Here is a 26,922-nt window from a genome sequence, read left to right as displayed (position 1 = left end):
TCAAGTCACCCTTGTGGGCAATCTAAACGTGTATTGCTGCCTTTTATGCATGATCTACTTTATGTGTTTTAGACTATTTTGAATGGGCGTCTTTACTTAGGCTGTATGCATAGGATCAGTGTCGGAAAAAAATCTTTAAACCTTTTAAATTTGTCCAACTTATGTACATGGGAACCTTTCTATATAGGGCAGTAACCTCTTTTAATTCAATAAATGAACATTAATTTTGTATTCGCATTTAATAGAAATATAATATTTATGCTCATATTGTATGGTGATAAATGATATAGAAAGGAACCAAAGATTCATGCAGACCATGGTTTTTATAGGAACAAATAAATCGGGTTCAAGTCGTGAAGCTATTAAAGCTGCTGAACGATTGGGCTATTTAACTGTACTTTTAACCAATCAAAATAAATTTTTACGTAAACGAACAGATTTTCCGGATGTTCACGTCATGATGCTTAGTGATCTCACTAAGGAACATGTCATTCAGTGTATTTTGGAGCTCCAGCATCAAGGTAAGCAAATTGTAGGTATTTTAAGTTTTATTGAAACTTATGTTCGAATCGCGGCGGAATTATCGGATGAATGGAAGTTGTCTTCCTTTTCGGCAGAAGCTATTAAGAAAATGGAAGATAAGATTGAAACTCACTGTGTTCTTCAAGGAGTTGCTACACCAACATTTGATGTTTTTCATCCTGAAAATTCACTCCCAGCGTTTTTAAACAGGCATAAAGAAGGAAAATGGATTGTTAAACCCCCAAAATCTACGGGGTCTAATGATGTAATGTTAGCCAATAATCAAATGGAGTTAGAAAAAGCTATCAATGAATTATTAAAGAAACGTCGCGGTCGATCTATATTGATAGAGGAATACTTGGAGGGACCTCAATACTTAGTGGAAACGTTAATCCACGAAGGAAAGGTTCTTATTGTCGCTATCATAAAGCAAGAGTTCTCGGAGTATAACCCTTTTGTTATTACAGGTTATTCCGTTCAACCACATTTTTTAGAGTGTTTATATAGACGTTTATATGAAGATATAACATCCATTATCCAACTTTTTAATATCAAAGAGGGGGCGTGTCACTTAGAGTTGAGGCTGGTTAAAGGAAAATGGAAGCTAATCGAAGTCAACCCACGGATCTCCGGAGGAGCGATGAACGAAATGATAAAGAAGGCATATGGTATCGACTTAGTTGAGCAAACTATACGTCTGTATTTAGGACAAACACCTGATTTAACAAGGCAATGGGAAGAACATATTTACACTCATTACGTAACCGTTGAATCGTCAGGAAAATTATTAAAGATAACAGGCCGTAACCGTGCTTCAAGGTGTCCAGGAGTGGAAAAAGTCCATACTAAACCCAGGAAGGGGACCTTTTTGCAGCCCCCCAGTTCAATGGGGAAGAGATATGCTTATGTTATGGCAAAAGGCGATACTACAAAACAAGCTAAAGTGAACGCTCTTAAGGCTGCTAAAGAACTATATTTTCATTTAGAGAAAAAGGAAGAATGATAATGACTAGCATTGGAATGCTCTCCCATCGTGATGATCCAAGAACTGCATTTAAATCATATGCTTATGCAGCATCTGCCAAAATGGAAGGAGCTGACTTTTTCTTTTTTTCCCCCGGGAGGGTAAACTTTAAGGAAGAAACCATCCTTGGATGGGTTTACGAAAGAGGGGAGTGGAAAGAAGTTATGGTCCCTTTTCCAGACGTGATTTACAATTCAAGCTCACCGGTGACCCCAAAACAAGAAGTCATCGTGGAGGAGCTGCGACAACGTATTCCGTTTACAAGTAATCCTATCGGCAACAAAATGAGTGTATACAATCGAATTAAAAAAGATCAAACTTTTTCAAACTATTTGATACCCTCTACACGCCTTACTACATTTAGTGAGATCACAAACCTTTTCAAGGAGTACTCTGATATTATTATTAAACCTTGTGCGGGTTTCCAGGGGAATGATATTTCGTATGTACAAAAAGATAATAAACAATATACGGTTTATCGAAACCAGTTAAAGCAAGTTATGTCAAAAAAAGAATTCAAAGAGTTTATCAATGGATTAATCGAAAACGGAGATTTTTTAATTCAACCCTTTATTAAGTGTAAATTGAAAAACGGATTATCCTACGATTTTAGATTACACACTCAAAAGGACGGAGAAGGCAAATGGAAAGTGACCACCATTTTTCCAAGGATTGCCTCAAAGGGAGTGGTAGCTAATTTAGCGCAAGGAGGTTACTCTACTAAATTTGAAAGTTTACTACACAAAGAATTTGATGAAAAATATTACGATATCAAAAGAACTTTAGAACAATTTTCTCTGCAATTCTCCCATCATTTTGATGGATTGTATGAGGAACCTCTTGATGAATTGGGGATTGATATAGGAATAGATTCAAACCAGAAAATTTGGATTTTCGAAGTTAACTGGCGGCCAGGTGTCCCTGCCTTATTTAGTTTGGAAATGGATGTGGCTAAGAACCTGATCCAGTATGCATGCTATTTGCACAGACAAAATAAAAAGAAGTAGTACACCGGGAGTCGCTAGCCTATATTTAAAGGTCACCCCACTGCCCTTTCGTATGTAAAGTCAAGGAGGTCAGGTTTCTCGGCGAAGACGTAGCTATCTTAAGTATAAGTTACCTATATAATGAAGAAACTGTTTTTATAAAAATTTGGGGCAGAATTATATTATTCCTGTCCCATTTTATTTAACCTATATTCGATGCAATTCCTGAAAATGTTGATTTAACAGGGTTTTGAGCATTTAGGTCCTACCTAATTAGGGTGCCTACAATAGGCTTCTAAGATTTTGAGCATAAACTATTTAGTTAGTGGACAGAAGTGGACCATTTGTGGACCAAACTCATTAAATTACTTATAAAATGGACCGATTCACTCCTATTCATAAAAGTTGATATAACATTAATTATTATCAGAACCAAAAAAAGTAACCTTGAAAACTAAGTTCTCAAGGTTACTTTTTTGGTTTATTCAGGAATGATCAACTCTTGTCCTATCCATAAAGGATCCCGTGAATCCATACCATTAGCTTCTGCAATTACTTCAGAAGTCGTGTCATATTCGTTTGCTATCCCCCATAAATAATCGCCTTCTTTTACTGTATGGACTTGTGTTTCTTCTCTAGTTTGACTCAAGCCGATTTCAGACCATTTAAATAATGATCCAGGGTCCGTTTTAAGGTCGGGTGCATATTCATCATGGCCGACAATGTGATCCCTGTCTCGTTGAATGGCGGGATGGCGCTGTTCAATATCTTCTAACAACTTATCTAATGCTTTGTACTGATCTTCTGTGTATCCAATGTCCGCTGAATCTATTGATTGGTACGTTTCCGGAGACATCATGGAGGACATTTCCTCCTCTGTGCCGAGGGCTAATAATTCAATTCCAATTGAACGTTGGTTCATGTCGTTGTCATACTCGGGAAACCCTGAAAGGCTTCCGTCCCCGGCGTGAAAAGCGGCACGGTCTTCATCGACCAGTTGATAGATCTCTCCATCTCTTCCAATCATGTAATGAGCGGATACGCCATAATCAACAAAATTGTCATATATATCATTCGCACTGTATGGATTCTGTGGTGTCAAAGCCGCGTTTGAAGTGAAGTGCGTCATCACATGAGTGACTTCCTTTGTGCGTTCCTCCGAATTTTCTAATGGAAGAGAAAGATCCAAGATCTCTTCTTCCACAGGGATCACCAGTTCTTGCCCGGCATAAAGATAATCGGTGGTCTCCATATCATTAGCTTCTGCGATTTCCTCCATGGTTACATCGTACTCTAGCGCGATGACCGATAAGTATTCGCCTTCCTCTACCATATGTATGGTCGTCTGTAGATCTTTTTCCTCTGCTGAAACTGATAATGGCACCGTAATTGCTGCTGTTATGAATAATGAGCAAAAAATGATCCAAAAGCTGTTTTTCTTCATCCACTATTCTCCCTTCTAGTACCTTTTCCCTGTTCACAAAAAAAAGCGAACGGGGTCGTGTTATTAAAACGGTGATATCAAGCAAAAAAAGAGCGCCTTTATTAAAAGCGCTGCAATTTTCTCAGTAATTACATCCATGTTTTGGTTAAAAAGTAAAACAAATAGATTAGTCACCAATAGTTCGGTGGAAGTATTGAATCAAAACAGTTAATTCTTATTCAAATCTTCAACTGTTTCTCCTTTAACTAATACAGGTTGATAATAGGTTTGGTTTAATAAATCCCTGGACCCTTTTAGTTTTTTTATGACCCAGTCAGCTGCTTCCCGTCCCATTTGTTCCTGGGGGTGCGTTAGTGTTGTTAGTTTGATATTAGCATTTCTAGCGATATATGAGTTGTCCTGGCCGATTATTGATAACTCATCAGGGATCGAAATTCCTAGTTGTCTGCATACGTTTACTACTTCTAACCCAACTTCGTCATTGTAGCAGACAATTGCCGTTAACTCGTCTCTGTTCTCGGTTAAAAACTTTTTTAAGTTCGCATATAAGTCCAGTTTTGTTTCTGTATCAAAAGAGAGTACATGCTCTGGTTGAAACCGTAATTTTGCTTCTCCGAGCGCTTTGATATAGCCCTTCATTCGATACTTCCCTTGTAAATCATCTTTTTTTGAAATAAGTCCAATTTGTGTGTGCCCTTTGGAAATCAATTCTTTTGTTGCAATATAGCTGGATTTTACGTCATCAAGACAAAAGAAGGGCACTTCTAATTCTTCATAATAAGCATTAATCATTGTGAAAGGCACATCTTGTTCCTTAAACGATAGATAGTAAGCAATATTTGGATTGTATAGATTGCTTTTCGTAGGTTCAACAATTAACCCATCCACTCCGAATGACAACATCATCTCCAGAGCCTTTCTTTCTTGTTCTACGTCATTATTTGTACTGGCTAACAGTAACGAATAATTTTCCTCGTTCAATCTTCCTTCAATCCCGCGAATGATAGAGGGGAATATGTAATCCGAAATATAAGTTGTGATTACTCCTATTGTTTTATTATTGGATTTCCCGCTGGATTTTGACTGATATTGATTACTTACATAAGTCCCGGATCCTTTTTCGCTTTTTAAAAATCCTTCATTTGATAGTTCTAAAATAGCTTTACGAACGGTTTGTCTACTAACACTGTAAATTTCCCGGAGAGCGGATTCCGTTGGGATTCTTTCTCCTATGTCATATTCTCCTGAAAGAATCTTACTTTTTATATCATCAATGAGGACCATATATTTTGGTTTCACTACAATCACCTTTTTCCTAGTTGTTCGCCATTGAATTTGTATAACTCCAATTATTTGTACGTACATATTATATCATGTTTTTAAAAAGATTTATACGTTGCCTTCTGTTGTAACAAATGCTGGTGTTTGCTGTTTTAAAGAATATAAATTAAAAATTCTATACTGCCGTAATGGAAGTAGTAAGAGAAATATAGCGTGTATTTGTAAGTACATATTTTTTAATTATTGACATATGTACGTACAGAAATTATACTGAATTTGTAATTAACCTTAACCAAATACAGAAGGCGTCTTTTTACTATTTAAAAAATTGAAACCGCTGCCAGAAAGGAGATTACCTTGGAAAATAAAGAAAAAATTGCTAAAGGCGAGACATCACTCGGAATCGAATTAGGGTCGACACGTATTAAAACAGTGTTGGTCGATAAAAATTTTAAAACAATTGCATCGGGTAGTTATGGTTGGGAAAACCGGTTGGAAAACGGAATTTGGACGTACAACTTATTGGATTTAATCACTGGATTGCAAACCGCTTATAGTGAAATGAAACGAGAAGTTGAACAAAATTACGGAATTACTATTCGGAAAATCGGTTCGATTGGAATCTCGGCGATGATGCATGGTTATATGGCGTTTGACAACACCGGAGAGCTGCTTGTGCCATTTCGGACCTGGCGGAACGCAACAACCAGTGTTGCAGCAGGTCAATTAACCGATACATTTAAATTCAATATTCCGGAACGGTGGAGTATCGCCCACCTCTATCAAGCGATTCTAGATGAAGAGAGGCATTTACCACGTGTTGATTACATCACTACATTATCTGGATTTATTCACTGGTTACTTACCGGGGAAAAAGTCATTGGCATTGGAGATGCTTCGGGGATGTTCCCAATTGATGAATCGACACAGAACTACAATGAAACGATGGTTAAGCAGTTTGATGCGTTAATCGCGGACAAAGGGTACTCCTGGAAGCTGGAAAATATTCTGCCTGAGGTTTATCTGTCGGGCGAGGGAGCCGGTGAATTGACGGATATCGGCGCAAAAATTCTGGATCGATCAGAAAATTTACAACCAGATATCCCGTTCTGTCCGCCCGAAGGGGACGCAGGGACAGGAATGGTTGCTACAAACAGTGTGAGCAAACGGACAGGAAACGTTTCAGTAGGGACTTCAATTTTTGCCATGACGGTGTTAGAGAAAAAACTTTCAAAAGTGTATCCCGAAATCGATTTGGTAACTACACCAAACGGTAGTCCGGTAGCAATGGTTCACGCGAATAACTGTTCAAGTGATATCAACGCCTGGATCGAATTATTCCGAGAATTTTATGAAGCGATGGGACAAAAGGTTGACACGAATGAATTATTCACAGTGATGTTCAATCAAGCGTTGAAGGCTGATCCGGATGGCGGTGGATTACTTAGCTACGGTTATTACTCAGGTGAGAATATTACGGGATTAGAGGAAGGCCGTCCACTATTTGTTCGTTCGCCTGAGAGCAACTTTAACTTAGCCAACTTTATGCGTACCCACCTTTTTACGGCTTTTGGTGCTTTGAAAATTGGGATGGATATTCTGATGAAGGAAGAAAATGTATCTGTGGACAGCATCCTGGGGCATGGTGGTTTATTTATCACCCCTGTAGTCGGACAGAAAATTGTGGCAGCTGCGATGAATACTCCGATTTCTGTAATGGAAACAGCAGGAGAAGGCGGGGCCTGGGGAATGGCTGTTTTAGCTTCTTACATGACGAACAAAGGTCAAGATGAGAGTTTAGAAGATTTCCTTGATCGAAAAGTTTTTTCCGAGGTTGAGGTAAAAGAAATTCACCCGGATCGATTTGATGTGGAAGGGTTTGAAACTTTTATTAATCGATACAAAGAAGGATTAGTGATTGAGCGGACCGCTGTAGATAATCTAGTGGAGAACTGGAGGGGTTGACGTGTTAGAACAACTAAAAGAAGAAGTGTTTTACGCGAACTTAGAATTACCTAAGCAGGGACTGGTGAAATACACGTGGGGAAACGCAAGTGCGATTGATCGTGAAAGCGGCCTATTCGTGATTAAACCAAGTGGTGTCGATTATGAAACTATGAAAGCCAGTGATATGGTGATAGTCGATTTAAAAGGCAATGTAGTGGAAGGAGAACTAAATCCTTCATCAGATACCCCGACCCATGCCGTACTTTATAAACATTATCCAGAAATCGGCGGTATCGCACACACTCACTCAACCTGGGCGACGATCTGGGCTCAAGCAGGGCTTGATGTCCCAGCCATGGGAACCACTCATGCTGATACATTCTATGGCTCCGTCCCATGTGCACGATTTTTAACACAGGAAGAGATTGATCGTAGTTATGAAACCGAAACCGGCAACGTGATCATCGAAACTTTTGAAGAACGCGGCCTGGATGTTTTAGCTGTTCCGGGTGTCTTACTTCATGGTCATGCACCGTTTACCTGGGGGAAAGATGTAAATTCAGCGGTACTAAACAGTGTGGTGCTGGAGGAAATTTCGAAGATGAATTTATTTGCACGCGAATTAAATCATTTTGCTCAAGAGCTGCCACAGCGCATTTTAGATAAACACTATTTACGAAAACATGGAGAAAATGCCTATTACGGGCAGAAGTAGTCCAAATTTTAAATAAAGAATAGAGGATAACTATGTCAGCAATAGAAAACAAAGAATTTTGGCTTGTCGTAGGATCACAGCATCTTTATGGGGAAGAAGCATTAGCAGAAGTTAAAGCACACGCGCAAACAATGACAGATGCTTTAAATGAAAGCGGTGTTTTACCTTACCCTGTTGTATTGCAGGATTTAGCTGTGAGTGCAGATAAGATTACAAATGTAATGAAGGCAGTCAATTATCGTGACGAGGTGGCGGGTGTTATTACGTGGATGCATACCTTCTCCCCTGCGAAAATGTGGATTCGCGGTACAAAACTATTACAAAAACCACTGCTCCATCTAGCCACCCAATTTAACGAAAGTATTCCATGGGAAACGATAGATATGGATTTCATGAACCTGAACCAATCTGCTCATGGTGATCGTGAATATGGGTTTATCAATGCCCGTTTGAATAAAAATAATAAAGTTGTCGTCGGGTATTGGGAACGTCCGGAAGTCCAAAAGCAAATTGCTGAGTGGATGGACGCAGCCGTTGCTTTTAACGAGAGCTTTAACATTAAAGTTGCTCGCTTCGGTGACAACATGCGTCACGTGGGAGTCACTGAAGGGGACAAAGTGGAAGCGCAGATCCAATTTGGATGGACCGTTGACTACTACGGCATCGGCGATCTTGTTCAATACGTGGATGCGGTTAAAGACGAGGAAGTTGATGCCCTATTCGACGAATATGCAGAACTTTATGAGTTTGATTATGGAACGTATAGTCAAGAAGACTGGGAAGCAAGTGTAAAAGTCCAGGCAAGCTATGAAATTGCGATTAAACGTTTCCTTAATGAAGGCGGTTACAACGCATTCACCACTAACTTTGAAGATTTACATGGGATGAAACAGCTTCCCGGCCTTGCCGTTCAACGTTTAATGGCGCAGGGATATGGATTTGCTGCTGAAGGAGACTGGAAGACGGCAGCGCTCGATCGTTTACTAAAAGTGATGAGCCATAACCAATCCACCGGCTTTATGGAGGATTACACTTATGAGTTAGCAGCTGGTCAAGAATCCATTCTTCAATCCCATATGCTTGAAGTGGATCCAACGCTTGCAAGGAGCAAACCAAAAATCATCGTATCTCCTCTAGGTATCGGTGATAAAGAAGATCCAGCTCGTTTAGTCTTTGACGGCAAAGCAGGTGACGGCGTCGTTGTTTCAATGGCCGATTTTGGTACTCATTACAAACTATTAATCAACGAGGTTTCTGCATTTGAGCCCACTGTTGAAGCTCCAAAGCTTCCGGTAGCCCGCGTGCTCTGGGACGTTAAGCCCAATTTCCAGGACGGGGTGAAAGCCTGGATAGAAAATGGGGGCGGCCATCATACAGTGGTTTCATTAAATCTGACAACAGATCAAATTATTGCTTATGCAAAAATGGTTGACCTGGAGTACGTAACAATCAAGTAAAACTTCTAACCTTCAAGGGGGGTGCTGCACCTTCCCTGGAGGTGAAGAAGCAATCAAAGAATTCATATATCGAAATGAAATCGATCGGAAAACATATAGGTCTTATTTTTTTCAGGAGAATTGAAAACGCTTTATAACTAGATGTGAATCTATGATTTAGTTTTTGCACGGATAATTAATACTATAAGGGTTGAGGAGGAAATCATATTGCTTAATGAGAAGAAAGTTTCAAGTCGCTTCATATATTTTTTCGGTGCTTTCGCAGGCATTCTCTTCGGTTATGATATCGGCGTTATGACAGGTGCTTTACCCTTTTTGCAAAATGACTGGAACCTTGAAAACAGCGCGGGTGCCATTGGCTGGATTACCTCTTCAGTGATGTTGGGAGCAATTTTTGGAGGTTTCCTGGCCGGAAAGCTTTCTGACCGTTTAGGACGACGCAAGATGATTTTAATATCTGCTGTTATTTTTGTTGTTGGGTCTATTTTGTCAGGGATAGCTCCTCATAATGGGATAATTTTTTTAGTTGTTGCACGTGTTTTATTAGGATTGGCCGTTGGGGCTGCTTCTGCATTGGTACCAGCCTATATGTCAGAAATGGCACCAGCCCGTTTACGGGGACGATTGTCAGGAATTAATCAAACCATGATTGTTTCTGGAATGTTACTTTCATATATTGTTGATTATTTATTGAAAGATCTGCCGGTAACAATGGCATGGCGGATGATGCTTGGTATGGCTGCCGTACCTGCTTTGATCTTATACTTTGGTATGTTGAGGTTACCTGAATCACCCCGTTTCTTAATCAAGAACAATAAACTCGATGAAGCCCGTAAAGTGTTGGGCTATCTTCGCTCTAATAAGAAAGAAATTGATTCTGAAATTGTACAAATTCAAAAAACTGCCCGTGAAGAACAAAAGCATAACCAAAAAGTGTCATGGGGTACACTTTTAAGCAATAAATACCGTTATTTAGTCATTGCCGGTCTAGGCGTTGCTGCTTTTCAACAATTCCAGGGTGCAAATGCAATCTTTTATTACATTCCATTGATTGTAGAAAATGCAACAGGGAATGAAGCTAGTTCAGCGTTAATGTGGCCGATTATTCAAGGAGTAATTCTTGTACTTGGTTCCTTACTCTTCCTAGTGATTGCTGATAAGTTTAATCGTCGTACCTTACTAACAGTTGGTGGAACGATTATGGGGCTGTCCTTTATTTTTCCGGCAGTATTGAATTTACTCCTTCCTAATGCCAGTCCTATGATGGTGGTTGTGTTTTTAAGTATCTATGTAGCCCTTTATTCATTTACGTGGGCTCCTTTAACCTGGGTGATCGTTGGAGAAATTTTCCCGCTGGTCATTCGAGGGAGCGCGTCGGGATTAGCTTCATCATTTAACTGGATTGGTTCTTTCTTGGTTGGATTACTATTTCCAATCATGACTGCATCAATGGCTCAAGAAGCCGTTTTTGCAATCTTCGGTGTTATTTGTTTACTTGGCGTATTATTTATTCGGACATGTGTTCCTGAAACTCGCGGTCGTAGTTTAGAGGAAATTGAACAAATTGGGGAAGATAGACAAGTTAATGGAAAGAGGGCTGAAATAGGACTGTAAGGTTTATAATTCGAAGAAATTAACTAAAGAAGATGGAAAGCTCGAATTAAATGATACTTGTTGACTGAGATCGTCAACAAGTATCATTTTTAAGTTCAATCCTTATAGAGTTTTAAAACAATGATTTTCTGCGAGGAGGACTATTTTGTAAGCATTTCCAACTGGGTCTTGTTCCGTATAGACATCTTCCAAAAAAGTGGTAGAATTTAAATAGAGCAGTTGTAAGGGAGTCTTATTCTATGAAACTATGGTTTAGAAAGATATTTGTTGTATTCGTCGCGATCATGACGCTGGGCATGTACATCCCGCCTACAGATATAGAGATGGATGCTTCGGAGAAGAAAGAGGTTTCTTCTAAAGAAGATACCGGCTTGAATTTTGCAGATGAAGAAGCAGCAGAACCCGGGGAACCTGAGGGGCTTTCATCCGAAGATTATATACATAGTTTGACAGCACAGGCTAAAGACCGGATGATTTCTAAAATGGGGCCGAGAATTATTGATAAAGTTGAAGCTGACTTTGAACATGATATTCTTCCAAAGATGGAAGAGGTTATAGACGATATTGTTAGTGATTCAGGAACTGAGGAAGTTTCCTATTATGAGATTACCGAGCAGGTGACATCGGGTTATGGGGAAAAGGTATTTACCATTATTGATGCACGCACAAAGGAAGAAGTTGCAAGATTTGATGTCAGACGTGACAATCGCCCGGGCGATGGATACTGGTTCAATTTTCATTATCATTTAAGTGAAGATCAGTTTGAGGAGCATCACCCGCTTGGTGAAATTTATTGGGATAAAAATACACCGCCTAAATGGATGTCTTAGCAGAAATCACCTTTCTATAGGAAAAGGTGATTTTTATTTTGAATTTTCTGATATAAATAAAGATTTACCATTGACATTTTGGGTTGAACTACATAAACTTATAAATAACAACGTTGTTACATTTCCTTCTTTCCCCCTGTAACTATTTTTTTGATTAAAAATAACAACGTTGTTATTTTTTGTTTATAAGGAGTGTGATGATTTTCATGCCTTCATTAAATAAAGTAACTGCACGAAAATTGACAACCAATACTGATAAATCCTTACTACAGAAAGAGCTTCCTGAAAAAGTTATTCAATTCGGAGAAGGAAATTTTCTAAGAGCTTATATGAACTGGATGCTGCAGCAGATGAACAAGCAGCAGCTGTTCAACGGAAGAGCGGTGGCGATTCAGCCTACGCCTCATGGTAAAGTCGTTCCTAAGCTGAACAAACAGGACGGGCTCTTTACTACGATTCTTCAAGGAATTGAAGATGGTGAAGAGAAGCAGGAGATTGAAGTGAATTCTACAATTTCCAGAAGTATTAACCCTTATGACGACTGGGAGGGGCTGTTGAAGTTAGCTGAGTCTGATTCCATTGAATTTATTTTTTCCAATACAACAGAAGCCGGGCTGGCTTATAAGGAAGAGCCTTATCCTGAGAAGGAATCACCCCTCTCTTTTCCAGGGAAATTAACGGCTTTATTGTATCGTCGCTATACTTACACAAATGGAGGGACGGGATTCACGATAATCCCTTGTGAATTGGTGGAGGAGAACGGAAATCTTCTTAAATCGATTGTGCTTCGTCTGGCAGAAGAATGGGAGCTTCCGGAAGCTTTCACAGAATGGGTGGAGAACCGCAACACTTTTTGTAACACGCTGGTCGACCGTATTGTCCCCGGCTATCCAAAGGACACGGTGAAAGAGTGGGAGAGCAGATTAGGATATGAGGATACGCTGATGGCGGTAGGAGAGCCTTTTCACCTTTTCGTCATTGAAGCCGATCCTTCACTGGAGGAGAAACTCCCTTTTCAAAAAGCCGGTCTCAATGTGAAATGGGATAAGGTGAAACCGTACCGTGACCTGAAAGTCAGCTTATTGAATGCTCCTCATACCCTGCTTTTCAGTGCTGGATTCTTATCAGGACTCAATACGGTAAGGGAAGTGATGGAGGATCAGACGATTTCTTCATATGTCCGCCGGGTTGTTTTCGAGGATATTCTGCCTCATCTTTCCTTTGATTCCCAGGAAAAAGAGGCATTTGCTGAATCCGTCATTGAACGTTTTCAGAATCCGTTTGTGAAGCATCAACTGGCAGATTTAGGATTAAATGCGGTCCAGAAATTAAAAAGCCGTGTGTTCCCTTTATTAAAACAACAGGAATATGTCCCTGCGGCGATCAGCTATTCTCTAGCAGCTTTATTTCATTACTACAAGCCTTATACGATTCATGACGGTCACTTTATGGGACTTCAGAAAGGCAGACAATATAAAGTTCGCGATGATGAAGTTGTGCTGCAGACATTCATTGATTTCTGGAAATACAAACAGCAGACGAAAGACGATATTGCTGATTTGTTAAGTAATCAAAGCCTGTGGGAACAGGACCTGTCGCATCTTACGGAAGATGTGTTTTACTACTTTGAAAGTATTGACCTAAACGGGGCAAAGGGAGCAGCTGAGCTATTGCTGCAAACGGCAGCGCCTATAGAAAATCATAAGTGAAAAGGAAGGGATACAATGAAGAATTTTATGGATGAAACGTTCTTGCTAAACAGTGAAACAGCTGAACGATTGTATAACAATTATGCCAAGGACATGCCGATTATCGATTATCACTGTCACTTAAGTCCGAAAGAAATTTATGAAAACAAGGCGTATAAAACCATAACAGACATTTGGCTGGACGGGGACCACTACAAGTGGCGTTTGATGCGGGCGAATGGCATGGATGAGAACTTAATTACAGGGGATGCCGATCCTTATGATAAATTTCTTGCCTGGGCTCGTACCGTGCCTAAGTCAATTGGAAATCCAGTGTATACGTGGACACACCTTGAGCTCCAGCGATATTTTAATATTTACAATGCGTTAAACGAAGATTCAGCTCCGGAGATTTGGAAGCGGGTTAACGAGCAGTTAAATAAAGAAGATTTCGGTGTACGGGACTTAATTAAAGCCTCAAATGTGAAAGTGATTTGTACGACGGATGACCCTGTGGATACGCTGCAATACCATAAGCAGCTTAAGAATAGTGAGTTTGAAACGACCGTTTTACCAAGCTATCGTCCGGATAAAGGGCTTGAGATTAACCGTGAGGGTTACCTGAGCTGGGTCGAGAAGCTGGAACAGGCCTCAGGGGTTTCGATTAACAGCTACGAGGATTTCCTGGCTGCCCTTGAAGCTCGTGCCCGTTATTTCCATGAAGTCGGAGGAAGAGTGTCTGATCACGCCCTAGATGAAGTTGTTTATGAAGAAGCAACGATGGAGGAAGTTTCGAAGATCTTTAAAAAGGCGAAGAAAGGCGAGAAAGTCAGCAAGGTGGAGGAAGCAAAGTATAAGTCGTTTACGCTTACCTTCTTAGGAAACGCATACGCTGAACTCGGCTGGGTGATGCAGTATCACATTAGTGCCCAGCGTAACAACAATACAAAGATGTTTCATAGATTAGGGCCTGATACAGGTTATGACAGTATGAATGACGGACAGATTGCCAAGCCGCTTTGTAAGTTGCTGGATGCACTTGAGCGAGAGGATGCTCTGCCGAAAACGGTGCTGTATTCTTTAAATCCTAAAGACAATCCAGTGCTTGCTACCATTGCAGGCAGCTTCCAGGAAGGCGGAGTGCCAGGGAAAATGCAGTTCGGTACAGCCTGGTGGTTTAACGATACGAAGGAAGGTATGCTTTCACAAATGAAAACGCTTGCTGATATGGGGCTGCTCAGTCAGTTTATCGGCATGCTGACAGATTCACGCAGCTTTCTGTCGTATACGCGCCATGAGTACTTTAGAAGAATATTGTGTGAGTTACTGGCGACCTGGGTGAACAATGGCGAAGTTCCAAATGATGATGAGCTGCTTGAACCAATAATTCGAGGGATTTCCTATGAAAATGCTGAACAGTTCTTAGGATTGCAGCCTCAGTCTCAGCAGCTAAACGCGTAAGTATTCTGCGAGGAGGATAAACCGTGGAAGATATATTGAAAATTAATGAACAAGATAATGTCGCTGTAGCTTTAAAGGATCTGCCCCGCGGCACAAAAGTGCAGGTGGAAGCTGAAGAAATCGAATTGATTTCTGATGTTCCAAGAGGTCATAAGATTGCATTAAAACCAATGGATAAAGGGACAGATATTTTGAAATACGGTTTCCCAATCGGCCACCTTGAAAAGGCGGTGCAGCCTGGGGACTGGGTGCATACGGATAATACGAAGACCAACCTTGAAGGCGTTCAGGATTATCAATATGAACCGAAGTTTGCAGATAACCCTTTTACGAAGGAAAACTTAACGTTTAATGGCTATAAGCGCGGAGATGGCCGTGTCGGCATCCGTAACGAGCTGTGGATCGTTCCTACAGTAGGGTGTGTTAATGGAATAGCAGAACAGATTATTAAGATATTTCAATCTGAGGTTGGCGACATAGCCCCCTTCGATAATATTCAAGTATTAAAGCATAACTACGGCTGTTCCCAGCTGGGTGATGATCATATGAATACGAGGACGATTCTAGGTAATGCTGTAAAGCACCCAAACGCAGGAGGGGTCCTCGTACTGGGACTGGGCTGTGAAAATAACAGTGTGAATGAATTTGAGCAGTCTCTCGGTGATTATGACCGAAGCAGAATCAAGTTTCTTACCTCTCAGGACGTCATGAATGAAATGGAGGAAGGGGTTAAGCTTCTGCATGAAATCTATCAGGCAGCTAAAGACGATCATCGGGAAGAGGTGCCTCTCTCAGAGCTGAAAGTCGGCCTTAAGTGCGGCGGATCAGACGGGTTCTCTGGCATCACAGCAAACCCGCTGCTTGGCAGACTTTCTGATTACCTCGTTGCTCAAAACGGGACTACTGTACTAACGGAAGTACCAGAAATGTTCGGAGCTGAAAAGCTGTTGATGGAACGAGCAATTAACGAAAAAGTCTTCCACAAGACAGTCGACCTTATTAATGATTTTAAACAATATTTTATTAAGCACGATCAGCCGATCTATGAGAATCCATCTCCAGGGAATAAGGATGGGGGCATTACGACCCTTGAGGATAAATCGCTCGGCTGCACGCAGAAAGCGGGTACGTCTGTCGTTACCGATGTACTGAAATATGGCGAAAGGCTTGAAACGAAAGGTTTAAACCTGCTCAGCTCGCCGGGAAATGATTTAGTCGCATCCACGGCGCTTGCAGCGGCTGGCTGCCAGATTGTTCTTTTTACAACAGGCAGAGGGACCCCGTTTGGATCCTTTGTCCCGACGATGAAAATATCAACGAACACACAAATCTATGAAAATAAAAAACACTGGATCGATTTTAATGCGGGCAGTTTGCTGGAAGGGAATGCTCCCGATGATGTTCTTCAGGATTTTATCACCTACATCGTCAGTGTGGCTAGTGGAGAGCTTGTCAACAACGAGAAAAATGACTTTCGTGAGATTGCCATCTTTAAATCGGGAGTCACGCTCTAATAAAGGAGGAACTTAGTATGGATCAGCTTTTAGACGAGAAAAAAATTATTGCGATTATTCGGGGGATTCCGGCGGGTACAGGGCAGGCGACAGCACAGGCCCTGTATGACGGCGGAGTACGTTTCCTTGAGATTACGTTAAATACAGATGGGGCGCTTGCGATGATTTCGGAATTGAAGGAATCGTTTCAAGGAAGGATGAAAATTGGAGCAGGGACGGTTTTAAGTGTGGAGGATGCTAAAGCTTCCATCGAAGCAGGGGCTGAATATATCGTTTCCCCTCATTTTGATGAAGAAGTGGTCACCTACTGTCTTTCTAAAGGTGTTACGGTGTGGCCGGGAACGATGACGCCGACAGAAATAGTACGCGCCACAAACCTTGGTGCCCCTGCAGTTAAAGTGTTTCCAGTCGGGGCTCTGGGCGTGAAATATATTAAAGACGTACGTGGTCCGCTTAATCATATTAAAATGATCGCTACGGGCGGCGTGAATCTGGATAATATTCAAGACGTGATTCAATACGGTGTCACAGCTGTTGGATTAGGAGGAAATCTAGTAAACAATCAGCTGATAGCGGAAGGAAAATACAGTGAAATTACGAAACTGGCAGAGCAGTACACCGCTAAAGTAGAGGAGGCTGCTGTTCATGGGTAGTTATGCGGATGTCGTAACGATTGGGGAAAGCATGGTCCTTTTTCAACCCTACAATGGCGGAGGGATTAAATACGCTCCGTTATTATCCAAGTCGGTAGGAGGAGCAGAATCTAACCTGTCATTCGGTTTATCCCGACTGGGGAAAAAAGTGAGATGGATCAGCCGGGTAGGCAGTGATCCTTTTGGAGAACTTATTTTATCTACACTTGCCGGTGAAGGAATTGATGTGAGTTACACTGAAAAAGATCCACATGAACCGACGGCCCTGTATTTTAAAGAAGCTACAACACCGGGAGATCCAAGCGTGTATTATTACCGCAGGAACTCTGCTGCCAGTCAATTTTCCAGGCAGAATATTAAGCCGGAATGGTTTGAACAGGCCGGTCATTTGCATGTAACCGGGATTACTCCTGCTTTGGGAGAACATACGGTGGAATTTATGAAGGAAGCGATGCGGCAGGCAAAAGAGCAGGGTCTGACCATTTCCTTTGATCCTAATCTGCGTAGAAAGCTGTGGGATGATCACACTGCCAGAGAAGTGCTTCTTGAATTGATTCCTCTTTGTGATATATTCCTGCCGGGGATGGAGGAGGCTGAATTTCTGTTAGGAGAACAGTCTCCTGCTGCCCACGGTGAGGCTTTTCTTGAAATGGGTCCTTCGATAGTAGCCATGAAGCTCGGTGAAGAGGGGTCTATAGGCTTTACGAAAAATGGTTCCTATGAGGAAAAACCTTATAAAGTGAAACAAGTGGTCGATACGGTAGGTGCGGGAGATGCATACGCTGCTGGCTTTCTGTCAGCATTATTAGAGGAGAAGAATTTTTTAAATGAAGAGAAGTTAGCGGAAATACTTCCAAAAGCATTAAAGCGTGCCAATGTGACAGGAGCATTAGCGACACAGTTCCACGGGGACTGGGAGGGAGCTCCGACACTTCAGGAAGTGAACCAGCTGATGAATGATCAGCAGGCCGTTACGCGATGACAATGGGGAAGCCTTACTCAGCTGAATAACTGATGAGGCTTTTTATACATCAATAAAATTTTAAGGAGGTTTTTGGAATGAGTATAGGGGTGCTGGCCCATTTATTTGGGAGGATGTCGTATAAGGAGCTTGCTTCCAAGGTGGGGGCAAAAGGGTTTCCTCATGTGCAGCTCGCCCTTTGGAAGGCGTTTAATGATTATGATTTTAATAAGCCGGGATTACTAAGTCCGGGGCTGGCGGAAGACATTGCGGAAGAGTTCGACAAGCATGATGTTTCCATTTCTGTATTAGCTTGTTATCTTCACTTCTTTCATGAAGATGTACAGCTGAGAAGGGAGAACATGGAACGCTATAAAGAATTAATTCGTCACGCGAAGTTCTTTGGCGCACCAATGGTCGCCTGTGAAGTAGGAAAACTGCAGTCGAAGGAGCTTACGGGTGATGAGTGGTTAATTTTAAAGACGAATATTGAAGAGCTGGTGGAGGAGGCCGAGAAATGGGGCGTCTATATCGGCATTGAGCCAGCGAATGATCATTTAATCGGCACAGCAGAACAGCTGCGTCATATGCTTGAGGAAGTACCGTCTTCTAACATTGGAGTTGTATTGGATCCAGGGAACTTAGTGCATAATGGGAACTTTCATAAGCAGGATGAAGTAATTAGAGAAGCCTTTGATTTATTAGGAACACGTATTATTGCCGGTCATGCCAAAGATCGTATCATTGGTGCTGACGGTCAGATCAAAACCGTTGTTCCAGGAAAAGGTGACTTGAATTATGAATTGTATATGGAGCTGCTGGAGCAGTATAAGCCGCAGACGCGAATCATAATGGAAGCTGCGAAAGATTATCAAATGCTTGAAGCTAGAAGTTATATAGAGAAGATGCGTGAACAGGCTAAAGTCAAAGCGTCTGTTACACATCCACTAACCAATTAAGGAAGTCTTTTTTAATGGGGGGCATTAAAAAAGGAGAGATGTGAAGAATGAAGAGATGGACAAAACGATGGGCGGTCACAACGATTCTAATATTGTTGTTCACAAGTTTTAATGTAACCGCTTTCGCTGAGGAAGGTCCCGGCGAAAACTCTGAAGACTGGGAGTTTGGAGCTTTTGGTTCCAATACAAGCGAAGGAAGCAATCCACCCCCGTCATTTAACGAGGATGGATCTGTCACACTCGAAGCATCAGGAGGGAAAATAGCCAGCAGTGAAGAAGGGTTATCCTATTACTATACGAAGCTGCCGGCTGATTCTAACTTTGAAATAGAAACAACGGCTTACGCTGATTCCTACAGTCCTGACAGCCAGCGTTCATTCGGCTTGATGCTGAGGAATGGGGTAGGGGAAAACGGAGACAGCGGAAAGCAGGCCTCTGAATATGTGGCAGTCGGGGCATTAGATGATGCAATGAGAGGTTTCTACAGTCAGGGAGGTTTAAGCAAGCTGGATGTCTTCTCTGATAATACAGCTCCAGGTCCTGGCGAAACGTATGATTTATCCATTAAAAAGTCAGGGGACACATTTGTTGTTACCTCTAATGGACAAAGTGAGACAGTTACTTTAGATGAGGCCTTTTCTGAGGATATGTATTTAGGGTTTTATGTAGCACGTAATGGAACTGTGACATTTAGTGATACGAATGTCGAGCAGTCTGCAGAGGTTTCAGATTTAGAAGTAAATGCAGACAATATGAAGACGGAATACTTAATTGATGAACCTTTAGATTTAGAAGGACTTGAGGTTCAGGCTGTACAGGAAGATGGCAGCACGGAAACGTTAACGGAGGAAGAGTATATTGTTACAGGGTTTGACAGTAGTGAGCCTGGTACAAATACCATAACTATCAGTTATAACGGAATTGAAAAAGATATTGACTTAACCATCGCAGAACTGCAGTTAACGGATATGTACATCAATTATTACCCTGCAAAAACAGAGTATTACGTAGACGATCATTTTGACTCTGAGGGGCTGGAAGTGATCGGTGATTATGAAGATGGTTATCAGGAAGAAGTGTTATCAAGTGATCAATACTCCTTTTTCATCGACGGTGAAGAAATAGAAGATGGCGCGCAGTTAACGGAGCCTGGGACTAAATCAGTCACTATTGAATCTTCTCAAAACTCCGACGTGTCCGCTTCATTCGATATCGAAGTGAAGGACGAGGAGGTTTCAGCACTTGAGGTCATTCAGCCGCCTACAAAAACGCAGTATTTTATAGGAGACGAGCTTGACCTGGATGGTCTTTCGGTAGAAGCGGCTTATAGTGATGGAACGACAGAACGGTTAATAAAGGATCAGCTTGATGTTTCTGAACTTGATACAAGTACGGAAGGTGATAAGGAAGTATCCCTGTCCTATAAAGGGCAAGAGACAACTTTTACTGTAAATGTAAAAGAAAAAGAGTCAGAGGGGATAAAGGTTACAGAATTCCCTAAAACGACATATGACCTCGAAGAAGAATTTGACGCTGAAGGCATCGAAATTTCTAAAGTCTATGATAACCGGGATGAAGAACCATTAGAAGAAGATGACTACGAGCTTTCTGCTTCGGAATTTAATTCTTCCAAAGAGGGTGTCTATCCAATTACAGTCACTCCTGCGGATGATTCAATTGATCCCATTACGTTTGACGTAACGGTTAGGGACCAGGGAGAAGTGGGTTGGCAGACGATCCAATTCGGCCAGTCTACCGGAAGTGATACAAATTACATTACAGAAGAAGATGACTCAGTAAGGATTGTAGCCGAGCCCGGGGCTGGAAAAATCACCGGTGACCATGATGGAATTACGTACTATTATACAGAGGTCGATGCGGAAGAGGACAATTTTGAACTTTCCGCTGATATTAAAGTCAATGAATACGCGAAGAGTCCAAATCATGATGGACAGGAATCATTCGGTATTATGGCACGGGACGCAATAGGAGAAGAAGATAATTCCAGCGTCTTTGCGTCTAACATTGCTGCCCTTGGCGGATTTAGCGGCGGCACTCAGGAAGAAAATGGAACACAGCTTTTCATTCGTGATGGAGTAGAGTCTCCAGACGGAGCGGGCAGCCAGGGCATTCAAAAGACGATGCTTAATGATGAGAAACCTGAAGCGGGTAACACTCACCCTGAACAGGATTATCGTTTAACGTTATCCAAAACGAACAGTGGATATACTGGCAGGCTGAACGACGGGGAGGAGGAGATTTTCTTTGAACCGGACATTTTAAATGTACAGGATTCCAAAATCTATGTAGGATTCTATGCCGCTCGTCTTGCTGATATCGAAGTAAGCGATATCGATTATTCAGTCACATCTCAAGATACAGATCCTCCAAAGGAAGAAGCTCCTGAAGAGCCTGTTGAGCCTGAATTCAGTATAGAGTCCAGAAATAAAACGTCAGAATCTGAGTATGACCTGCTGCTTGACTCCAATGTAGATGGCGTTGTCAGCGTTAAGCAGGGGAATGAAGAAATTGTTAGTAATGAAGCAGTTGAGCAGGGAGAATTGACGAGTGTTCCAGCTGAATTAGCAGCGAATGATGATACGAACTTCAGCATTACTTTCCTTCCCGATGATACACAGAACTTGACTTCATATGGGAAGCAAGTGAAGAACTTTACCGTTTCGATGAAAACGTTAAATGAAGAAGGGGATATCCATGTCACCCCTTCAGCAGCAAGTGACGGAGACGGGACAGATGAGAATGCGGTTGATCTCGATACTGCTGTAGAGTATGTACTGCCTGGTCAAAAAATCGTACTGAGCGATGGCGATTATGTCCGGGACTCTGCATTGGAAATCGCAAAGTACAACGATGGAGCAAAAGACAATCTGAAATATTTAACAGCAGAGGATGGAGCACGTCCTGTGATTGATTTTGACAAAAAGTCTGAAGGTGTTGTATTAAGCGGTGATTACTGGCACGTTAAAGGAATCGACTTTGCTCGTTCTGCCGGTAACACAAAAGGATTTACCGTAGGTGGTAGTGATAACATTGTAGAGGACAGCCGTTTCTATGAACATGGTGATACGGGACTGCAGATCAGCCGTACCGACACAGATGCTCCGAAAGAAGAATGGCCGTCAAACAACTTAATTTTAAACAGTGAGTCGTTTGATAACCGTGATCCTTCTGATAACAATGCCGATGGTTTTGCTGCCAAGCTGACATCGGGTGAAAACAATGCTTTCCTTGGCTGTATTGCCCACCATAACATTGATGATGGATGGGATTTATACACCAAAGCCGGAACGGGAGCTATCGGTCCGGTATTAATAGAAGACAGCATTGCTTATGAAAATGGTGCTCTTACAGATGGAACAGTCGGAGACGGTGACAAAAATGGCTTCAAGCTGGGTGGAGAAGGAATCCACGTCCCTCATATTCTGCGCGACAGTATAGCATTTAATAATGGCGCAGATGGTGTCACCAGCAACAGTAATCCGGGCGTTATTACAGAGGATACCATCTCTTATAACAACGCTGGGCGTAACTTAGCATTTACCACGTATTCCAACATCGAAGAAGATTTTACAGTGGATAAGTTTATTTCGTATCAAAGCGATCATTCAGGTGAAGATCAATATCCTGAGGAAGCCGTATCTGATGATAACTTTTTCTTTGATGGCAGTGTAAGTCAAAATGAATCAGGAACGGAGCTTTCAGATGACAATTTTGTCAGCCTGACACCTGATCTGCCATACGAAAGAGATGAGAATGGTAACATTATAAAAGGAGATTTCCTTAAATTCCAGGTTTCTGCAGATGCAGAATGGGAGCCTCCAGTTATTAAGAAAAAGGAAAAAGGGAAAAAGAATGAGGGCCATAAAGGACCGAAAGCCAAGGCGTATCTTAGTCTCCAGGATGGATTTGAACTAGAGGACATTAATATGGAAACCATTCGCGTAAATGGGGAACTTGAACCAATATCGAAACAGAAGAAAAAACAGATAGGTGACTTTGACAAAGATGGATCGAACGAATACGAGGTCCAATTGTCCCGTGATCAGTTAGCTTCTATTCTCGAGAAAGGAGAACAGGAAGTGGTACTCACAGGCGAGTTAGACTCAGGAATTCCATTTAAAGCAGCTTCAGTAATTACAGTGAAATAATAAAGAAGAGGGGATCCCCCTCTTCTTTATCAGACTGTCGAAAAAGTTTTGGTGTATGTGCACATGGTATCTTATTGTTCCTCTAATAGAACCTGAAGAAAAAGGAACATGAAAAAGCGCCACTTTTAAGCGGGGCAGGCGGAAAGACTCCTCGGTCTGCGACCTGTGGGGCCTTTCCAGTCTTCTTATCCCGCAGGAGTCGTCACTTTTTCTGTTCCTTTTAATCAAAAGAGTCTCTCGGAACTATTAGAGCATGAAGACTTGTGGAAATGGACCTCATAAATGCCAGTGGGTCTAGTGATCATTTATCGAAAAAGGGTTTTAGGAAACGGTGAGACTCCTAAGGAGAGACGAATCAGGTGTGACCCCGGAAGGCTGATAAGCCTGAGGAGGCACACCGTTCGCCCTTGGAAAGGGAGCCGTTTCTTAAAACACTTTCCTCTTGATCACGCAAGAAATGTTTACACTTTAGACTGAATTATGTTTTCTCAACAAGCTGGATAAAGAAGAGGGGATCCCCCTCTTCTTATTTTTCATGAAGGTATGAAAATTATTAGAAAGAAGGAAGAATCGTGAATGCTGGAAAAGGTCGTTTAACATACAAGCAGCTTTGTGCATTTTTTATTCCGCTAGGTTTTTCGGCCAGTTTAACGTCCATTACACATGTAATTATTAACGGGACGCTGAGCCGGGGAGAAAACGCTGCCTTTATCATAGCCTGTTATGCTGTAGCCTTTGCCTTGTTTGGCATTATTGAAAGACCAATTATAGTGTTCAGGCAGACATGTTCAGCGCTTGTAAAAGACATGCAGTCCTTTAAAGTGCTATCTGTCTTTATGGTCATTCCTATGGCTGTCATTCTAAGCTTTTGTCTATTAATGGTATATACATCGTTTGGCGGCTGGGTATACATGAACTTATTTAATGCCGATCCGAATATGGTCGAAACAATCTCAGATGCCTTTGCCATTATTTTGTTTGTTATTATTTTTTCAGGGATCAGAGGAATCTACCAGGGGGTAATTATCAATCACCTGGAAACAAAATGGCTGACTATTATGGTTGTCGTCCGTTTATTGATCATGTTTGCTGCTGCCTATTTATTTGTCTATTTTGACTATATTACCAGTGCCACTGGATCGGTTCTATTTTTACTCGGCATGCTGATTGAATGTGTGATCAGCGTGTGGAAAGGACAAACTATCCTGAAGGCTGACTATCAAGAGCAGGTAACAAAATTACGTAAACGGGAAATCGCAAATTTTTATCTGCCGTTAGCCTTTTATTTTGTCATTCAAACCGTACTTATTCCTGTGATTTATGTATTTTTATCAAAAACACATAATATTGAAATGGGCATTGCGTCGTTTGCTTTAGCCTTCAGTATCACACAAATGCTTTTAAGCTTCTTTATGTACACCCACCAGCTCGTCCTTCAGCTTTATGAAGTAAATAAGGAAAAAGTCGTCCGTTTTATTGTCTTTCTCAGCTTGATACCTACACTCGCGCTGGCTGTTCTGTGCTATACCCCTGCAGGGCTTTGGTTTATGGGAGAGGTTATGGGGGCGGATGAAGAGCTGGCCATGACGACAATCGCTGTTCTTAAATTTTTTATGATCAAAACACTCGTGTTTCCATGGGTTGATTTCTTAAATGGCTTTCTAATGCTTCACCGTAAAACGAAACGAATGGCCGCTGCTCAAATTGTGAATCTAATTACAGTCATTGTGACAGTCTCTCTGCTCGTTACCTATTTCCCAGGCTTAAACGGGATTAATGGTTCCATCGCCGCTTCCCTTGGAGAGCTGGCAGGACTTGTCACCGTTCTTATTATTGTTTATAAAATGACTGCAAAGAAAAAAAGAAAACTTTCTCAAACCGCATAATGAAAATTCTTGGAACAAAAGTAAACATTTATAATTTTTCTAATTGTGATATAATTCGATTAAAAACGGCAGGGGGGAGGGAGACATGAAGCTTAAACCTTTTTACAGCAACTTTAAAATTAAAGATAAAATATTTTCTGTTTCTCTCCTTTTATTAATGATATTTGGTTTATTGGGCTTAATTACGTATCATTATTTTACTTCTCTCTATGAGGAAAGAATTTACGAGGAATCAGCGGATATGCTGCAGCTGTCTTCCTCTGTTGTAGATAAAGAATTAAATGTGATTGAAGATTTATCCTTTCAGATAAGCACAGATGCCGTGATACAGAATTATATAGACACCATCAACAGAAATAAGTACACCTTTGAAGGTTACCAAACTGAATCAAGATTGCTGGAACGATTGCTCACCTATGCGTCGACGAGAAAATACATTTCTTCGGTGCAGGTGATTGACCAGATGGGGGAGAAGCATACGACGGGATACAATACACAAATTGAAAATGATTCCCGTAAAATAAGAAGACTTCTTGCCGATACACAGGGTGCTAATATTTGGACGACAATAGACGGGGAGAATGGAATTTCCTCTGCACGGCTTATCCGGAAAAAGGAAAATTTAAGTTTAGAGGACATAGGGACCTTAATTATTTCTATCGATATGAACAATTTCGTGGAAGAAACCCTTAACTTTTCACCAGATAATAAAGACTTTGTTATTACCAGCAATAATGATATTTTCTATCAGAGTAGCGAAGGGGAATGGGAAAGGGACGATTTTTCTCACAAGAAAACTGGAAGCGGTTACAACACAACTGAAATTGATGGGAAAGAATACCTAATTTCCTATTCACACTCCCAATTTTCCCAGCTTACGTACCATCATTTGCTGCCTTACGACAATATAACGAAACAAACCGACGCTATTAAAATAATTATGATTGTCTGTTTTCTGTTAATGCTGACTTTAACCATTTTATTAAGCAGAAGAGCAGCTAAACAAATATCCAAACCATTGGAGTCGTTATCAGCGCGTATGAAGAAGGTGCAGGATGGTGACTTCGAAGAGTCTATTCCTGAGGATTACTACAATGATGAAATTGGCGAGCTGCATGAGAATTTCAGGCTGATGCTTAATCGAATCAATGAGCTGATTAAAGAAAACTATACTAAACAGCTCATGATAAAAGAAACTGAGTATAAGGCACTTCAGGCTCAAATTAACCCTCACTTTTTATACAATACGCTGGATTCAATTAACTGGCTGGCGAAAATTAATAAGCAGGAGAAGATTTCCGTAATGGCCGACGCCCTTGGCAATATGATGAGAAATATCATTAGTAAAAAGGCTCCCATGATTACCATTAAAGAAGAATTGGATATTGTCCGTAATTATATAACGATCCAAAAATACCGTTATGATAAGCGGCTGGACTTTTCCCTGGATATTCCTGAACAATACCACAACAGTCAGATTCCTAAACTGTCCATCCAGCCGATTGTAGAAAATGCGATTCAGCATGGCCTTGAAGAAATGATTGATGAATGCCGGGTCACTGTAAATATTTCTGAAAAAGAGGAAGGGCTTGAAATTTCAGTTTCCGATAATGGTCCGGGGATTGAGGAGGACAAGCTGGAGGGGATCTATCGCGGGGAGATTCGATCGAAGAGCTCGGGAATTGGTCTTAATAATATTAACGAACGTATCAAAATGATGTTTGGCGATGCTTACGGAATAACGATTGAAAGTGAAGCGGGCAAAGGAACAAAGGTTAAGATTCTACTACCTTATATGACGGAGTGAGGCA

18 protein-coding genes are annotated in these 26,922 nt (G+C 41.3%); 16 read left to right on the top strand and 2 right to left on the bottom strand.

Annotated elements, in window-relative coordinates:
- Positions 1 to 307 precede the first annotated feature (307 nt).
- Together LF822_RS18680 and LF822_RS18675 are read left to right on the top strand one after the other, a co-directional pair.
- Entirely contained in the window at positions 308 to 1,525 is a 1,218-nt protein-coding gene (locus LF822_RS18680; RefSeq protein WP_253925617.1) for an ATP-grasp domain-containing protein, read from the top strand.
- Between the two features lie 2 nt (positions 1,526 to 1,527).
- The gene (locus LF822_RS18675) at positions 1,528 to 2,553 is read left to right on the top strand and encodes a YheC/YheD family endospore coat-associated protein (protein WP_253925616.1); all 1,026 of its coding nucleotides are present in this window, start codon (positions 1,528 to 1,530) and stop codon (positions 2,551 to 2,553) included.
- 460 nt (positions 2,554 to 3,013) lie between these two features.
- Here the strand turns inward: LF822_RS18675 and LF822_RS18670 are convergent, their stop codons facing one another.
- The gene (locus LF822_RS18670) at positions 3,014 to 3,976 is read right to left on the bottom strand and encodes a LysM peptidoglycan-binding domain-containing protein (RefSeq protein ID WP_253925615.1); all 963 of its coding nucleotides are present in this window, start codon (positions 3,974 to 3,976) and stop codon (positions 3,014 to 3,016) included.
- Positions 3,977 to 4,183: 207 nt separating this feature from the next.
- Entirely contained in the window at positions 4,184 to 5,275 is a 1,092-nt protein-coding gene (locus LF822_RS18665; protein WP_253925614.1) for a GntR family transcriptional regulator, read from the bottom strand.
- Between the two features lie 339 nt (positions 5,276 to 5,614).
- On the opposite strand from LF822_RS18665, the gene LF822_RS18660 reads away from it, so the two are divergent.
- From LF822_RS18660 to LF822_RS18595, 14 genes are all read left to right on the top strand, one after another.
- Positions 5,615 to 7,222 (top strand): xylulokinase, encoded by a 1,608-nt coding sequence (locus tag LF822_RS18660; RefSeq protein WP_256522346.1) that lies wholly within the window; start codon positions 5,615 to 5,617, stop codon positions 7,220 to 7,222.
- A 1-nt stretch (position 7,223) separates the two neighbouring features.
- A complete protein-coding gene (locus tag LF822_RS18655; protein ID WP_253925613.1) occupies positions 7,224 to 7,919 on the top strand; it encodes an L-ribulose-5-phosphate 4-epimerase in 696 nt (231 codons plus the stop codon).
- Between the two features lie 32 nt (positions 7,920 to 7,951).
- The gene (gene araA, locus LF822_RS18650; RefSeq protein ID WP_253925612.1) at positions 7,952 to 9,376 is read left to right on the top strand and encodes an L-arabinose isomerase; all 1,425 of its coding nucleotides are present in this window, start codon (positions 7,952 to 7,954) and stop codon (positions 9,374 to 9,376) included.
- A 207-nt stretch (positions 9,377 to 9,583) separates the two neighbouring features.
- Positions 9,584 to 10,990, top strand: a complete 1,407-nt coding sequence (locus LF822_RS18645; RefSeq protein WP_253925611.1) for a sugar porter family MFS transporter — start codon at positions 9,584 to 9,586, stop codon at positions 10,988 to 10,990.
- A 239-nt stretch (positions 10,991 to 11,229) separates the two neighbouring features.
- Positions 11,230 to 11,820 carry a YpjP family protein gene (locus LF822_RS18640; RefSeq protein WP_253925610.1) on the top strand — a complete coding sequence of 197 codons (591 nt, stop codon included), beginning with the start codon at positions 11,230 to 11,232 and terminating at the stop codon, positions 11,818 to 11,820.
- A 206-nt stretch (positions 11,821 to 12,026) separates the two neighbouring features.
- Entirely contained in the window at positions 12,027 to 13,529 is a 1,503-nt protein-coding gene (locus tag LF822_RS18635; protein WP_253925609.1) for a tagaturonate reductase, read from the top strand.
- A 15-nt stretch (positions 13,530 to 13,544) separates the two neighbouring features.
- Entirely contained in the window at positions 13,545 to 14,969 is a 1,425-nt protein-coding gene (gene uxaC, locus LF822_RS18630) for a glucuronate isomerase (protein ID WP_253925608.1), read from the top strand.
- A gap of 23 nt (positions 14,970 to 14,992) precedes the next feature.
- Positions 14,993 to 16,483 (top strand): UxaA family hydrolase, encoded by a 1,491-nt coding sequence (locus LF822_RS18625; protein WP_253925607.1) that lies wholly within the window; start codon positions 14,993 to 14,995, stop codon positions 16,481 to 16,483.
- 17 nt (positions 16,484 to 16,500) lie between these two features.
- Positions 16,501 to 17,136: a bifunctional 4-hydroxy-2-oxoglutarate aldolase/2-dehydro-3-deoxy-phosphogluconate aldolase gene (locus LF822_RS18620; protein ID WP_253925606.1), complete on the top strand. Its 636-nt coding sequence runs from the start codon at positions 16,501 to 16,503 to the stop codon at positions 17,134 to 17,136.
- The gene (locus tag LF822_RS18615) at positions 17,129 to 18,118 is read left to right on the top strand and encodes a sugar kinase (protein WP_253925605.1); all 990 of its coding nucleotides are present in this window, start codon (positions 17,129 to 17,131) and stop codon (positions 18,116 to 18,118) included. Before LF822_RS18620 ends, LF822_RS18615 begins: the two co-directional genes overlap by 8 nt.
- Positions 18,119 to 18,195: 77 nt before the next feature.
- A complete protein-coding gene (locus tag LF822_RS18610; RefSeq protein WP_253925604.1) occupies positions 18,196 to 19,056 on the top strand; it encodes a sugar phosphate isomerase/epimerase family protein in 861 nt (286 codons plus the stop codon).
- A 47-nt stretch (positions 19,057 to 19,103) separates the two neighbouring features.
- Entirely contained in the window at positions 19,104 to 23,225 is a 4,122-nt protein-coding gene (locus LF822_RS18605) for a bacterial Ig-like domain-containing protein (protein WP_253925603.1), read from the top strand.
- A 572-nt stretch (positions 23,226 to 23,797) separates the two neighbouring features.
- Positions 23,798 to 25,111: a multi antimicrobial extrusion protein MatE gene (locus tag LF822_RS18600; RefSeq protein ID WP_253925602.1), complete on the top strand. Its 1,314-nt coding sequence runs from the start codon at positions 23,798 to 23,800 to the stop codon at positions 25,109 to 25,111.
- Positions 25,112 to 25,196: 85 nt separating this feature from the next.
- Positions 25,197 to 26,918 (top strand): cache domain-containing sensor histidine kinase, encoded by a 1,722-nt coding sequence (locus LF822_RS18595; RefSeq protein ID WP_253925601.1) that lies wholly within the window; start codon positions 25,197 to 25,199, stop codon positions 26,916 to 26,918.
- Positions 26,919 to 26,922: the final 4 nt, after the last annotated feature.

The sequence above is a fragment of the Halobacillus sp. A5 genome (assembly GCF_024189315.1).
In the GTDB taxonomy this organism is placed as follows: Bacteria; Bacillota; Bacilli; order Bacillales; family Halobacillaceae; genus Halobacillus_A.
This window is presented reverse-complemented; position numbering and strand designations above follow the sequence as displayed.

Bases quoted from the DNA above. Each gene is read 5' to 3' on its own strand.
- LF822_RS18675 (WP_253925616.1), top strand. From the start codon at position 1,528: ATGACTAGCATTGGAATGCTCTCCCATCGTGATGATCCAAGAACTGCA.
- LF822_RS18640 (WP_253925610.1), top strand. From the start codon at position 11,230: ATGAAACTATGGTTTAGAAAGATATTTGTTGTATTCGTCGCGATCATG.
- LF822_RS18620 (WP_253925606.1), top strand. From the start codon at position 16,501: ATGGATCAGCTTTTAGACGAGAAAAAAATTATTGCGATTATTCGGGGG.
- LF822_RS18615 (WP_253925605.1), top strand. From the start codon at position 17,129: ATGGGTAGTTATGCGGATGTCGTAACGATTGGGGAAAGCATGGTCCTT.
- uxaC (WP_253925608.1), top strand. From the start codon at position 13,545: ATGAAGAATTTTATGGATGAAACGTTCTTGCTAAACAGTGAAACAGCT.
- LF822_RS18610 (WP_253925604.1), top strand. From the start codon at position 18,196: ATGAGTATAGGGGTGCTGGCCCATTTATTTGGGAGGATGTCGTATAAG.
- araA (WP_253925612.1), top strand. From the start codon at position 7,952: ATGTCAGCAATAGAAAACAAAGAATTTTGGCTTGTCGTAGGATCACAG.
- LF822_RS18670 (WP_253925615.1), bottom strand. From the start codon at position 3,976: ATGAAGAAAAACAGCTTTTGGATCATTTTTTGCTCATTATTCATAACA.
- LF822_RS18595 (WP_253925601.1), top strand. From the start codon at position 25,197: ATGAAGCTTAAACCTTTTTACAGCAACTTTAAAATTAAAGATAAAATA.
- LF822_RS18605 (WP_253925603.1), top strand. From the start codon at position 19,104: ATGAAGAGATGGACAAAACGATGGGCGGTCACAACGATTCTAATATTG.
- LF822_RS18680 (WP_253925617.1), top strand. From the start codon at position 308: ATGCAGACCATGGTTTTTATAGGAACAAATAAATCGGGTTCAAGTCGT.
- LF822_RS18635 (WP_253925609.1), top strand. From the start codon at position 12,027: ATGCCTTCATTAAATAAAGTAACTGCACGAAAATTGACAACCAATACT.